This window comes from Pseudoalteromonas sp. GABNS16E (assembly GCF_028598715.1).
Lineage (GTDB): Bacteria > Pseudomonadota > Gammaproteobacteria > Enterobacterales > Alteromonadaceae > Pseudoalteromonas > Pseudoalteromonas atlantica.
The window spans coordinates 1-14,675 of record NZ_JAQREZ010000001.1 but is presented as its reverse complement, the minus strand read 5'-3'; the positions used below and the strand labels follow the sequence as shown (position 1 = coordinate 14,675).

The 14,675-nt window shown below is 39.4% G+C and carries 9 protein-coding genes; 8 read left to right on the top strand and 1 reads right to left on the bottom strand.

Annotation, left to right across the window (positions count from 1 at the left end):
* Positions 1–208: 208 nt before the first annotated feature.
* The 5 genes from PSI06_RS00045 (at position 209) to PSI06_RS00025 (ending at position 7,641) form a co-directional block, all read left to right on the top strand.
* Positions 209–3,046 (top strand): TonB-dependent receptor, encoded by a 2,838-nt coding sequence (locus tag PSI06_RS00045; RefSeq protein ID WP_138684593.1) that lies wholly within the window; start codon positions 209–211, stop codon positions 3,044–3,046.
* Between the two features lie 60 nt (positions 3,047–3,106).
* On the top strand, positions 3,107–4,930 hold the full coding sequence (locus tag PSI06_RS00040; protein WP_273604964.1) for a putative 2OG-Fe(II) oxygenase: 1,824 nt from the start codon (positions 3,107–3,109) through the stop codon (positions 4,928–4,930).
* A gap of 14 nt (positions 4,931–4,944) precedes the next feature.
* Positions 4,945–5,175, top strand: a complete 231-nt coding sequence (locus tag PSI06_RS00035; RefSeq protein ID WP_273602964.1) for a hypothetical protein — start codon at positions 4,945–4,947, stop codon at positions 5,173–5,175.
* A gap of 233 nt (positions 5,176–5,408) precedes the next feature.
* Positions 5,409–5,711, top strand: a complete 303-nt coding sequence (locus PSI06_RS00030; protein WP_004585960.1) for an H-NS histone family protein — start codon at positions 5,409–5,411, stop codon at positions 5,709–5,711.
* A gap of 178 nt (positions 5,712–5,889) precedes the next feature.
* The gene (locus PSI06_RS00025) at positions 5,890–7,641 is read left to right on the top strand and encodes a DEAD/DEAH box helicase (RefSeq protein WP_273602965.1); all 1,752 of its coding nucleotides are present in this window, start codon (positions 5,890–5,892) and stop codon (positions 7,639–7,641) included.
* Between the two features lie 16 nt (positions 7,642–7,657).
* Here the strand turns inward: PSI06_RS00025 and PSI06_RS00020 are convergent, their stop codons facing one another.
* On the bottom strand, positions 7,658–7,993 hold the full coding sequence (locus PSI06_RS00020) for a ribonuclease E inhibitor RraB (protein ID WP_024033700.1): 336 nt from the start codon (positions 7,991–7,993) through the stop codon (positions 7,658–7,660).
* Between the two features lie 237 nt (positions 7,994–8,230).
* Here PSI06_RS00020 and PSI06_RS00015 point away from each other — a divergent pair, with 237 nt between their 5' ends.
* Genes PSI06_RS00015 through PSI06_RS00005 form a run of 3 tightly spaced genes read left to right on the top strand, consistent with a single transcriptional unit; the run spans position 8,231 to position 14,519 of the window.
* Positions 8,231–9,934 carry an autotransporter assembly complex protein TamA gene (locus tag PSI06_RS00015; RefSeq protein WP_407073065.1) on the top strand — a complete coding sequence of 568 codons (1,704 nt, stop codon included), beginning with the start codon at positions 8,231–8,233 and terminating at the stop codon, positions 9,932–9,934.
* Positions 9,934–13,617: an autotransporter assembly complex protein TamB gene (gene tamB / locus PSI06_RS00010; protein WP_273602967.1), complete on the top strand. Its 3,684-nt coding sequence runs from the start codon at positions 9,934–9,936 to the stop codon at positions 13,615–13,617. Before PSI06_RS00015 ends, tamB begins: the two co-directional genes overlap by 1 nt.
* A 20-nt stretch (positions 13,618–13,637) precedes the next feature.
* Positions 13,638–14,519 carry a peptidylprolyl isomerase gene (locus tag PSI06_RS00005; RefSeq protein WP_273602968.1) on the top strand — a complete coding sequence of 294 codons (882 nt, stop codon included), beginning with the start codon at positions 13,638–13,640 and terminating at the stop codon, positions 14,517–14,519.
* The last annotated feature ends 156 nt before the right edge of the window (positions 14,520–14,675 follow it).

Genomic DNA, 14,675 nt, shown 5'->3' with positions numbered 1-14,675 from the left:
TTCATATTTTGATTTTTGTCCCATTTATCGAAATAAACTAATATTAATTATATTTAAATTGATGTGAATTATTGTTTTTTAATATGTTGACTATGTTTATATATTGATACTAACATTAACAAAAGAAGCGATACTTTCACTTCTTAAGCTATTTATTTAATGGCTAAAATAATAAATATATAAATAAAATTATTTCAGGGAGAATCCAATGTTAAATAACCAAGTTTCAAAAGCGGTGCGCTTAGCGATTGCTTTTGGTACGGCATCTACAGCTGTATTTTCAGCAAGTTCAATTGCTGCTGAAGAGGGAGTTGAAAAGGTAGAGCGTATAGAGGTTACCGGTTCACGAATTAAACGTGCAGATCTTGAAAGCGCTTCTCCAGTGAGCATTATTACTACTGAAGATATGAAAGTTCAGGGTATTTCAAATATTTCCGATGCGTTACAAAACCTTACCGCTCAGTCGGGCGGATTAACTGCTGCTGTAAATAATGGCGGTAATGGTAATGCAACTGTTAACTTAAGAGGTATGGGTTCATCACGTACATTGGTACTTGTTAATGGACGCCGTATGATTGCCTCAGGTACTGGTGCATCTTCTACCGTGGATCTTAATGCCATTCCTTTTAGCGCTGTAAAACGCATAGAAGTTTTAAAAGACGGTGCATCGGCTGTTTACGGCTCCGATGCTCTTGCTGGTGTGGTTAATATTATCATGCGCGATGACTTTGAAGGCTTTGAGCTAGATGCCAGCTATGCAGAGACAGGTGAAGGTGACGGTGAAGAAGCTAGCTTAAGTAGCACCTTTGGTGTGAGCAGTGATAAAGGTAATGTTGTTGTAAACGTTGGTTTTTACGACCGTGGTACTGTACGTGCCAGCGACCGAGATTATTCAGCATGTCCATACGCTGAAAGTGGCGGTGAGCGTTTTTGTGCCGGTTCTGGTAACTCTTTAGGTATGAATGCAATCTTAGATGATGGTAGAAGAGTTCAGTTTGAGCCTGGCGGTAACGGTTCATCAACTGATACTGGCTATCACACATATGTGGGTAGTGGCGAAGGCAACGATACCTATAACTACTCTTCTGCTTCATACTTATCTACGCCTGCAACTCGTTATAATGTGAGCGTGTTAGGTAATTATGAATTAGCAGATAACTTAAACTTTTTTGCAGAAGCGTACTATACAAACCGTACCTCAACGCAACAAATGGCACCAGCACCTATCAACTACACATACAGTGTAGATGGTCGTAGTTGGGTATTAAGTCAAAATCCAGAAGTTTACCCATTCTCAGGCTTGTATGATTTTGCAACTCCTGGCGACAATGTAGACATGTTACCACTGCGTCGTATGTCAGAAATGGGTGGCCGTGTATTTGAGCAAGAAGTAAATACAGCACAATTTACAACTGGTTTAGAGGGCTTTATCGCTGATCAATACGCTTGGAATGTGTTCTATACATATGGTCGAAATAGCGCTATTGACCGTTCTAAAAACTACATTAACGTAGACAAAATGATAGCGTCAGTAAATGAAAACTGTGAAGGTGTCTCGGTTACAGGTTCGCCTAGTGATTACACGGTTACAGGCAACGATGCATCTGCTCCATGTATTAACTACTTCGGTGAAGGCGCGCTTTCACAGTCAGATGCCGATTACTTGCGTTACACCGATCAGGGTACTTCAGGTACAGAAATGCACCACTTAGGCGCTTCAATTTCGGGTGATTTATTTGAAATGCCTTCTGGTGTTGTTGGCTTTGCATTTGGTCTAGAGCACCGTGAAGAATCAGCATTTAATCAACCAGATGCATTCTCTTCATCAGGTATCGGTTCAGGTAATGCCGTACAGCCAACTTCTGGTGGCTATAAAGTTGACGAAGCATATGTAGAGCTTGTTGTTCCACTATTGAATGATTTACCACTGGTTCAGTCTTTAGATTTAGAAGCTGCGCTTCGCTACTTTGACTACGATACGTTTGGATCAGATACTACTTATAAGTTAGGTCTAACTTGGCGTATGACAGATGAAGTTATGCTTCGCTCTGTATTATCAACAGCATTTCGCGCACCAAGTGTAAGTGAGCTTTACGGTGGTCAGTCAGATAGCTTCACCAATTATACAGACCCTTGTACTGGTTTTGGTGGTGCTGGCTTTGATTCTAGATACCAAACAGCCTGTGCTTCTGATGCAGCAGCCGGCCTAATTCCTTCAGATGGTACGTTTGCACAAAACAGTGGTCAACTTCGTGCGGTTGTTGGCGGTAACCCAGACCTAGGTCCTGAAACTGCTGATACATTTACAGTTGGTCTTGTTGTTGAGCCAATTGAAGGGCTAAGCTTTACTGTTGATTACTACGATATTGAAGTAGATAACGTAATAAGCTCTGTTGGTATTACGACTAAGCTAGATAAATGTTATAGCGCGGGTGAAGAAGGTGGACAAGGTGGTTCTTTTGCACTTTGTGAAGGTGTTGTACGTGATGCAACGGGTAACTTTGATGGTACTCCATCACTTGATCAAAACCTTTCTACTTGGAACCTATCGGGCGTAGATTTCAACGCTCAATATAGCTTTGACGCTGCTGGCTTAGCGTGGAGAGCTGATTGGGAAGCTTCTTACATCTCTAAATGGGAAGTACAAGAGTTTGCTGGTGAGCCTATTCAAGATTACGTAGGTGTTGCATCAAGTGGTTCTGGCTCAATTCCTGAGTGGAAACATAATGTAAGCTTACGCGCAGCCGGTGATGATTGGACTGTTTCATACAAAGTGATGTACGTAGATTCGCTTGTTACAGAATCAGTTGCATTATTTGATGGAGACCCTGCGGATTACTATTCACCAGAAGCTGACTCGTTTGTATCACATACACTAAGTGGTACTTACCAACTTAACGAGCATGTTTCGTTACGTGGTGGTATAGATAACCTAACAGATGAAGAGCCTCCATATTACAGCGATTATGATGATGCCAATACAGATACTACGTTGTATAAGTACATCGGTCGTAACTTCTTTGTAGGTACAACTATTTCATTCTAAGCATAAGCTTTAATGCTAAGGCCGGTATATTATCGGCCTTTTTATTATTTAAGAGAACATATGCAAAGCCAAGGCATGTCATTTCAAGATGTAAGCAACTTAATCCTTAAGGAAATTAATAATAATAATTTCCTTAAGGCATTAAAAATTGCTAATTCGATTAAAAGTAATGAATCGAGTATTGTAGCGCACCTTCATCACTTAAAATCTATAGCATACCAAAAGAAAAAAGATTATATATTATGTTTAGCCGAGATTGAAAAAGGCATTAAACTAAGTCCACGTCATTTTCATTTAAATGTAAATAAAGCAAAATTATATAACTTGTTGGGTGAACCTGATAAGTCAATAAAACAATATTTAAATGTATTGACTATATATAGTGACGATATAGAAGCACTTTATAACATCTCTGTTTTATACTTTAAAAAGAATGAATTTACTAAAGCAAAAGAATACATTGATAAAGCATTTACACTATCCCCTCAAAATGCAGTTATTCTCAGTGCAAAAATAAAAACAGACTTAAAGCTTGAGAAGTTTACTGAGGTCGATAGGCTCACAGATGATTATATTCGCAATTTTGGTGCTGATGCTAGTATTCTCAATAGTAAAGGGTTGGCTTTAAAAGCTTTATGCTTTTGGGATAAAGCAATTATAACTTTTGAGCAAAGCTTAAAATTAAGCCCTGGTTTAGTTGAAGCTAAAAAAAATATGGCCAGCTGCTATCACTTAGCCGGGAAGTTTAAAAAAGCCAAAGCAATATATACAGAACTAACAACTATCAACCCGCTAGATTTAGACAGTCATCATTGGCTAAACCAAATGCTATGGGAAACTGCAGACTCTGGTTTTTTATCCTCATATAACCATGCTTTAAAAATAACTGGAAAAAATACTGCACTGGAAGCTGAGCTTGCACAAAAGCTTTATACATCGGGTAAGCAAACTGAGGCTTACAAAATAGCAAAGCAAATACTCTCTCAAAGCAATTGCCCACAAAAAGCGTTTTCTATAGTGGGTGATTACGAACGTGAAAACAGCTTATTTGATGAATCTTTAGAGACCCATTTAGCTGCCAGTAATAGGTTTAAGAATAATCACGCGTACATAGAATTAGCCAAAAGCTATATTGCGATAGATAAACCAGATCACGCATTGAACATTATAAATAAGTTATTAAATCAAGACGAATATAACCAAGAGTACTTGTGTATTAAAAATACAGCATTGAGATTACTAAAAAGCGAGCTGTACTCATATTACTGCAATTATGATTTATTTGTTATGCAGGAGAAAATAGCAACACCTTCTGGCTTTGCTTCTATAGATGATTTTTTAACTGAGCTTAAAGGTACGTTAAAACAGTATCATTATTATCAAAACCATCCTTTAGAGCAATCTTTAGTGAATGGTTCTCAAACCGCAGAAAAGTTATTTGATTATCAACTGCCGATACTAAAAATACTAAAGCAGGAGCTATACGAGTTAACGTCATGCTTTTTATCAAGGCTTCCAAAAGATAATCAACACCCTTTTTTAAAAAGAAATGTTGGTGATTTTAAAGTAACTGATTCATGGTCGGTAATTCTGAAAGATAAAGGTTTTCATAAAAATCATTATCACAGCCAAGGTTGGATGAGTTCACCATTTTATGTATCTATACCCACGCTGATATCTGAATCAACCAACCAAGAAGGGTGGTTAAAGCTAGGTGAGCCAGGATTTAATATGCACACTAAGCTTTTACCTGAGACAACATTAAAACCAGAGGAAGGCAAACTTATTCAATTTCCATCCTATTTTTGGCATGGGACTAATACCCTAAATAGTGAAATGGAACGAGTAACAATTGCTTATGACATACTCCCTCAACACACTTAAATTAAGGATAAACAATGAAACATCTTTGTACCGTATTATTAGTAATTTTAGCTTCAGGTTGCACTAGTGCAACAGCACTTAAAGCCAGTGAAAGCGATGGCAAAATATGTAAACTCGAAAAAACCACAGGTAGCAACATTGCAACAAGAGTGTGTAGAACACCTGAACAAATTGCTTACCAAGAAAAATTAAGCCAAGAGGCAATGAGAGAGATGACCCGTGGTAGTGTAAAAATTGATAAATAGACTTTAACTTTATAAGTTTATTAACCTCTATTAAAAAATTAATAGAGGTTAAATATTTTTTATTTGATATTAAAGTCCATTACTATACTTATTCTATGCTGATTTCTCATGCTAAAGTATTTGCTTTTATACCTTTTGCTATGGAGTAAAATTGCTCATGGTAAAAATATATTGTTGGGTTTATACTTGCTTTGATACTAAAAAGTTAACTCCAACAAGCAAGAGAGATATAAATGAAAGAAGTTCGATCTTTTATTAAAACAGCATCATTAACTGAACTAGAAAAAGCACAACAATTAATCACTGATGCAATTGCAAAATATACTGAGCAGCTACAAGCTAAACAGGAAGTGTTGGATCTTTTAAAAGAAAAAGGACTTACGTTAGAAGATTTACAAGACGGTACTGCAGATAAACGTACTAAAGTAAAAGCTAAGTATCGTATTGAAGTAGATGGCGAAGTGATTGAATGGACCGGTCGTGGTCGTCGCCCTAAAGCGTTTGAAGGTGTTGATTTACAAAAGCACCTAGCTTAATAAAGTAACAGAGAAGCCACGGCTTCTCTTTTTAATGGCGTATAACTTAATAACTAAACCTTAGGCTAAGGCTTACGCTTTGTACGCGAGATTTAATTGACCAAAACTTACCTTAAACTCCCCGCAGTCGCTTAGTATTTGTTAAACTGCATTTCTGGTTATTCTATTTACTATTTTCATGAGCTATAAATTAAGGCCGTATCAGCAAGAGGCCGTAGAGCGCACTGTTTTACATTTTCGAAAAACAAATGATCCTGCCGTGATTGTACTGCCTACCGGTGCGGGAAAAAGCCTTGTTATTGCAGAGCTTGCGCGAATTGCTAAGCAAAAAATTTTGGTGCTTGCACATGTTAAAGAGTTGGTAGAACAAAACGCACAAAAATATAAAAGTTTTGGTTTAGAAGCGAGTATATTTTCAGCAGGGTTAAAAGAAAAATCACTCAGCCACCAAGTTACTTTTGCCAGTGTTCAGTCTTTATCGCGTAATTTAAATAAATTAAATGAGCATTATTCTTTGCTTATTATTGATGAGTGCCACAGAGTAAATGGTGATAAAAAAAGTCAATATGGAAAGGTTATAAATACGCTCAAAGAATATAATCCTCAGTTAAAAGTATTGGGTTTAACGGCCACACCTTATAGATTAGGAATGGGGTGGATATACCATCATCATTACCATGGTTTTGTAAAAGGTAATAAAGAAAGTCCATTTAAAAACTGTATATTTGAATTACCGCTCAGGTATATGATCAAACATAATTACTTAACGCCGCCAAATGAAGTGGACGCGGCAATTAGTCATTATGATTTTTCTTCCTTGGCTACTAATGCGTTTGGTCAATATACGACTGATGACATGAATGCGCTTTTAAAAAATAGTGAGCGCGCAACGCAAGCTATACTGAAGCAGGTAATACAATACAGTGAAACCCGCCAAGGCGTGATGATATTTGCGGCAACGGTGATGCACGCGCAAGAAATTTTAACTTATTTACCCTCAGAGCAAAGTGCCCTTATAACTGGCGATACTCCCAATGCAGAACGCGATAAATTAATAAATCAATTTAAACAAAAAAACATAAAATACCTCGTTAATATTTCTGTTTTAACCACCGGATTTGATGCGCCGCATGTCGATTTTATCGCTATTTTACGTCCCACCGAATCGGTTAGCTTATACCAGCAAATTGTTGGCCGTGGGCTTAGGCTAAATGAAGGAAAAACAGACTGCTTAGTTATAGATTACGCAGGCAACGGCTTTGATTTATTTCACCCTGAGGTGGGCGATAAAAAAGGTGATAGCGATAATGAGCCCGTTCAAGTGCTTTGCCCTGGGTGTGGGTTTGCAAATATTTTTTGGGGAAAAACCGATGCTGATGGCAAAGTAGTTGAGCATTTTGGCAGGCGCTGCCAAGGTTTATTAGAAGATGACGAAGGCCATAAAGAGCAATGCGATTATCGGTTTAGGTTTAAAGAGTGCGAACAATGCGGCGCTCAAAACGATATAGCAGCTCGTAAATGCTATGATTGCGGCGCAGTAATGGCCGACCCCGACGACAAGCTACGTAACGCCCTTAATTTAAAAGATGCGTTAGTACTGCGCTGTAGTGGGTTATCAGTGGTAAAACTTAAAGATGATTTAATTAAAATAACCTACTTTGATGAAGATGGTGCAAGTTGCGATGAGGTCTATAACCTTGCTAGTAAAGGCGGGCAGTATATTTTTAATAAACAGTTTGGTAAACGCCTAGGGCAGGGGCAAGCGCCTGTTGAATTTAAAAGTGCTGAGCAGGTTATTAAGGCACAGTTTGATTTAGTGCCCCCTGATTTTGTTATCGCGCGTAAAAGTAAAAAGTATGGCTGGAAGGTATCTGATAAATTATTTGATTACACTGGCAACTTTAGAAAAGCTAATCAGTTAAGCGGTTAAGCTTAACTGATTTTTGTTAAGCGGCGTCTTCGTCCATTAAACCCCAGCCATCGCCATAGCCATTGTAACTGTTAGCAATACTTTCAAGGTATTGCTCTGCTTGGCCAAGCAATGTGTGCTCTGGCACCATTTGTACATGAGTAATCACTTCCCACACGCCTGTGTCTTTACATTTTTCAACGTTTGCGCTTTGTACTAATGCATCAGAGATTATTTCTTTGGCAAATTTTTCAGCATCAGCTTGTTGTTCAAATAAAATGAAAAAATCGATTTGGTGCATTTTGCTTAAATCAACGCCAGCAGCGGCTATTTCGGCTAAAAGTTGGCCGTTATCATCATCAGGGAATTGCATTAAAAACTCATTTAAAATTAATTTTGTATTCGTAGCCACTATTGTAACCAAAATATTGCTTTAAAGCGTATTAATTTTAACTTTATAGGCTTTAAAAGGGAGTGAAATTTGGTGCAAGATTACCATTAAGTTAATGTGTTGCTCATTATGGCTATGGTAGTATGCAACTCATTGGTGGTTAAATTTTAAAGAATAAAAAGTAAGGATATTTACTTGTTCAAACAGTTATTACGTTTTGTGTTTTTTTTAGCTTTTTTTATAAACACTCAAGCCAGCGCTGAGCAAAGGGTAATTGAAGATTACGAAATTAAAGGGATTAGTGGCGAGTTAGAAAGTAACGTTGAGCTATATTTAAAACAACTGGTTGGCGAAAAACCCACCAGAACCTTGCGCCGCTATGCTAAAAAGCAAGTGCAAAGCAGTATTAAAGCGCTGGGGTATTACAACCCAACGGTAGACATTGAGTTTGATAAAGACGATAAAGAGCTTATCGTTAAAGTAGAGCGCGGCCCTGCAACGCGCATAGAAGCTATTAATATAACGCTTAATGGTGAGGGTAAAAACGACTCGCAATTACAAAACGTTATTAAAAACTTAAATTTAACCCAGGGCGATATTCTTAATCATGGCAGGTACGACTCAGCTCATAAAAAAATAGAGTCAATGCTATTAGAGCTAGGCTATTTTGATGCTAAATGGCCAGCCCGAAAGCTTGCGGTATCAGTGCAAAAAAACAGTGCCGTTATTACATTTAATATAGATACCGGCGTGCGCTACACGTATGGCAATATAATCATTGCCAGCGAAACCCCCGCAGAAAAATACATTCGTTCACTGGCACCTTTTACCCAAGGGCAAGCTTATAAAGCCACACAAATTGCCGATTATAACCTTGAGCTCTCAAGCACACCGTATTTTGCAAGCGTGCGTATTTATGCCGATATACCAGCAAGAGCCAACGGACAAGTGCCTATAAATATTGATGTGCTACACAAACCTGCTAATAGCTACGAAGTAGGCGGTGGCTTTAATACCGAGCTGGGCCCGAAAGTGCGTTTTAAATGGAGTAAACCCTGGATCACAGAAGACGGGCATTACCTCGAAAGCAATTTAAATGTAGCTGAGAAACAGCAAGATATTTCTATGGCGTACACCATTCCGGTAGATGACCCTAACGACGATTTATGGCGTTTATCAGTGGGTTACAAGTTAGAAGATGAACTTGCCGATGACATATACAGTGAAATACTGACCGGACAACTGCAACGCCAATGGTTAACTGAAGATAAATGGGTACGCACGGCCTTTTTACGTCGTGACCAAGAAACATACCGAATTGGTGATGAACCAGAAGAAAGCACCGAAATGCTTATGCCCGGTATTAGCTATGCCCGTAAAAAGTCAAAAGGAGGCACAACGCCTTATTGGGGTGAGCAGTGGCTAATTTCGGCCGAGTTTGGTTTAGATGATGTACTTTCAACCACAAACTTAGTGCGGGTGCAGCTGCAGCATGCGTGGCTGCGAACCTATTTAGATAAACACTTAGTTTTTTTAAAAGCAAACGTGGGCGCTATGCTGGTCGATAATATTGAAAACGTCCCTTACTCACTGCGCTTTTATGCCGGTGGTGACCAAAGTGTACGTGGTTTTGCTTATCAGTCTATTTCTCCACAAGATGAAGACGGTGATTTAATTGGTGGTAAATACTTACTAACCAGTACTATTGAATACAATTACCAATTTGCACAAAATTGGCGCGCCGCTTTATTTGTTGATGGCGGTACTGCCACAAATGATTTTTCGGACGACTTTGAAGTGGGCGCAGGCTTTGGCTTTCGTTATTTAACACCCATTGGCCCCGTAAAAGTAGACCATGCATGGGGGCTTACTAAAGAAAGTAAAAGCACACGTTTAAGCATTACCATAGGGCCAGAAATTTAATGTCAGTATTTAAAAAAATATCCGCCGCCGTCATCGGCGTTTTAATCACGCTTGCCGTTATTATATTTTGTTTGTTATTTACTGCGCCCGGTAATCAATTTATTGCTTATAGTGCCAATAAAATGGTGGATGGCTTACATATCGAGATTAAAAAAGGGCGCTTTTTATATAACAACCCGTTTAATGTGAGCTTTAAAAACCAAAGTACAGATTTTAAAGCGCAGCAGCTTAAAATAGATTTATTTTGGTGGCAGTGCGATGGCCTATGTATTGAAAATGTAAGTGCGCGGTCAATCAGACTTGCCCTTGGCAATGCACCCGAAGCCACACAACAGAGCACCTCAGAGCCATTAGCTAAAATTACGTTTCCCTTTAATATTGCCGTTAAAAATGTAGCAATAAACGAATTTGTATTAAATCATCCCAGTGCTGATGTAACCGTAAATAACTTTACCCTTGCAGCGAAAGCTGAAGATGCAATCTTAGCAATAAAAAGCCTAACTATTAGTGATGTATTGGTAAAGCTTAAAGAGCAACCCGCCTCATCTAATCAAGCAACGGCTAATCAAGGCCAGGCGCTAACAGCGCTACCTGCGTTACCAGATATAGAATTTACATCGCCCCTTAATTTACGGGTAGAGCAGTTTGACGTTAAAAAGGTGGATATTGAGCAAGGTGAGCAAACTCACACAATCGAAAATATAGCGCTTGTATTAAATGTAGAAGATGAAAAAGTTAACTTACAAACGCTTAGCGCGCAGTACCAACAATGGCAATTAAATACAGAGTTAACTAGTGAGCTTGCAGGTAATTTACCATTAAACGCTAAAGTAGCGTTAAACAGCGACTTGCACCAAGCGAATTTAGCGTTAAGTGGTGACCTATCTGATTTAAATATAAATTTACATACGATTGGTCAGTACCCATTAAATCTAACGGCAACGGCTAATCTAAAACAAAAAAATTATCCGTTTGAACTTACTGGTAAAGTTGAGCAATGGTTGATTGACGCTCAAAGTAACGAGCTAAAAGTAAATAATGTTGATTTATCAGCCTCGGGTAATGCGGATGATTACACGCTAAGTTTAAAAGCGCATAGCCAATTAGGTGCCTATCCAGCGGTAGTATTAAACACGCAATTAAACGGCTCGCTTAGCCAAGCGCAGTTAAGTACCTTAAGCCTAAAAGCAAATGACAGTAGTGCAACATTTAAAGGTAATGTTAATTGGCAAAAGGGCATACAAGCCGATTTCAGCGGTTCGTTAAATAGCTTAAAAGCACAATACTTAACAGATGCGCTTACAAGTAATATTTCTGGCCAGCTAGAAGGGCGCTTTAACAGCGAAGGGCAAAACTGGCACTTGCAAATGGATAATACACAACTTGCAGGTACACTGAACCAAACACCGCTTGAATTTGCCTCAAACTTTACACTTAACAATACGCTAAAAGCCAACATAGACAGCCTGTATTTAAGTAGCGGGGCCAATAAATTAACCTTGAGCGGGCAAGTTGACGACACCTGGCAGGTTGACGGAAAAGTAACACTTACCGGAAATGAGCAAACTAATCTGCCATTCGTTGCAAACGGTAAGGCCGATTTAAAAGTTAGAGGACCCCGTTTAACCCCCGCCGTTGATTTATCGTTATTACTCGATAACTTTATTTATAACGACATAAACGTTAATAAACTCACCCTTAAAGGCCAGCTCGATACAGCCGCAGATTGGCAAACCGATGTGAGCTTAAACGTAGGCTCAGCAATGGTTGCTGATCAGGTAATTAATAGTGTTGAGCTAACTGCCACTGGCGATAAAACCGACCATCAGCTGGTTGCCGCCATAGATGCAGAGCAAGGCGCTGCTGAGCTTGAAGTAACCGGTAAGCTCAATAATGACGTGTGGAATGGCTCGCTCAGTAATATAACGCTAAGTGACAAAAAGCTCAGCTTTAGTAATAGCAAAAAAATTGCGGTGATGTTTAATATCCAAACCAGCGATTTTGATGTGAGTGCACATTGCTGGCGCTCAAACAAAAGTGAGCTATGTATTAACACCCTAGCGCAAACTAAAAACTTGGGTCAATTTAATGCTACGTTGAGCAATTTAGCGCTTGAAGAGCTTAAACACTTTTTACCAGATAACATGCGTACGCGTGGCGATATAAGCGGCGACTTTGCTGCAAATTGGAACGAGGGCGCATTAAAAACACTTCGCGCTAATTTAAATGCGGATGACCTTGTTGCTGTTCTTACCTCAGAGGAAGACCGGTTTAGATTACCCATCGAAACGCTAAAAGTCAGTGCTTACACTGATTCTCAAACGGGTAAGCTAGAGGCCGATTTACGCTCAAGTGTGCTAGGTAAAATAGCCACCGAAATTAATATTGATGATATTCAAAATCAGCAAATATTAAACGGTCACCTTAATATAGATAAAATATTGCTATCAGACTTACATCCATTTCTCGAAACCCTTGAGCAATTAAAAGGCGATATAACAGGTAACGTGGCAGTTGCCGGCACTTTGCAAGACCCACTATTAAATGGTGAGCTAAATGTCAGTGATATCAATTTAGAAGGTGAGCAGTTGCCGGTGGTATTGCAAAAATCTAATGTAAATATTTTATTTGATAAAACCACCGCCACAATTAAAGGTAATTTAAACGACACCCAAGGCGGTAAAATCAACCTAACTGGCGACGTAGATTGGCAAGGTGCGCAGCCTGAGGTAAATGTAAGCGTTAACGGCGAGCAGTTTTTTGTACGTGCGCAGCAAGGCGTTACGTTTAAAGTATCGCCTGATTTAACCATTGGACTTGCAAATAATGCATTAAAGCTGTCTGGCGAAGTGATTGTGCCTTATGGCAGGGTAATGATTGAAGAGCTGCCAGAGGGCGCCGTTCAAGTGAGTGACGATGAGATTATTGTTGATCAACAAACTGAAACGGCAGAAAACGTGCCGTTTGATTACGATGTAAATTTAAAAGTGATTGTTAAAAACGATGTAAAAATAGAATCGTTTGGTCTTGAGTCGAAAATAGCGGGTGATCTAGCCATCAAAATGAGCCAGGGCGCCCCTATAATTGCCACCGGCGAGCTAAATTTAATCGATGGTACGTATTTAGCTTTTGGCCAAGATTTAATTATTAGTACTGGGCAAATAGGGTTTAGTGGCTCGATTGAGCAACCATTTTTAAATATTAAAGCCATCCGTAATCCAGACACCACAGCAAACGATGTTGTGGCTGGTGTTACGCTTACTGGTAACGTTGAACAACCTACCTTAAAAGTATTTTCTGAGCCGGCAATGGATCAAGCACAAGCGCTGGCCTATTTACTTAATGGGCAGCCGCTAGGCGAGGGCGACAGTTCAAGCGATGCTATGCTTACTCAGTTATTGCTCTCACAAGGGGTGAGCCGCAGTGAAGGCGTTGTATCTAAAGTTGGCGAAACCATTGGTTTATCTGATGTAAGCTTAAGTTCAACGGGCTCTGGCGATAACACTAAGCTTGAAATATCGGGCTATGTAGCGCCTAGCTTACAAGTTAAATACAGCGTTGGGGTATTTGACTCGCTCAGCGAGGTCGCTATTCGCTATCAGCTGCTTTCGCAGTTTTATGTAGAGATCACCAGTGGTTTAAATCAAAATGTTGATTTACTCTATAAGTTTGATTGGGACTAAATAGGCAGTATAAGGATTATATGAAAGGATTATATTTAGCAGCACTAATAACAGGATTAACTGGCTGCGCCCAATACACAGAGCAACACGCGGGCACTCAACAAACCCCAACCCGTAGCGCAAGTGAGGTAATAAAGCACGCTAAAGCGCACGAATGGCGAAATGTAGACAGGCAAAATGTTTTAAAAATTACGCTGCCTACAGGGGCGGCTTATGTTGAGCTTAACCCACAGCTTGCAGCTAAACATACTGCGCACATAAAACAACTTGCACGAGAAGGCTTTTATAAAAATACCCGTGTTTATCGTTTTGTTGAAGGGTTTGTAGCACAAGGTGGCGACAGTTCAGGCAATAAAGCAATTAAAACGGCTAATAAAACTGTGCCTGCAGAGTTTTACCATAGCACCACACAGCCACTTAAAATTACAGAGCTGCAAGGTGATGGGTACGCGCCTGTAACGGGGTTCTTAAACGGTTTTGCTGTCGCACAAAGCGCCTCTAATACACAAACTTGGCAGGTACATTGCCACGGTGTGTTTGCCATGGCGCGTGGCAATGAGATAAACAGTGCAAGCACTGAATTTTTTGTCACCATTGGCCAAGGTCCGCGCTACCTTGATAAAAATATTACTGTATTTGGAAGAGTGCTTGAAGGTATGGAGCACTTTAATCGTTTACAGCGTAAGCCTGTTCCTAACACGCCATTTAACCCAATTAAAAACATTGAGGTGTTAGCCGATATTAAGCGTGATAAAAGCACCTTTAATGTTATGAAAACAGACTCGCAATCATTTAGAGAATTGATTGAGGCGCGAAAAAATCGTACCGAACCTTGGTTTGTATATGCCCATAATTATGTTGATGTGTGCGCAATGCCTATTCCGACTAAGCGCATTGATTAGCTTATAACGTATAAAAAGGAGCTTAAGCTTAATGCCAGTCAGTTAAGCTGACTGGTATTTTTCTTTTTGGTGGGGTATTTACTTGGTTTGGGTTTGACCCTTCGAGGGTAAAATCTATCTTCCCGCCTCGTCGGAAGTGCGTAATAAGTTAGCTGA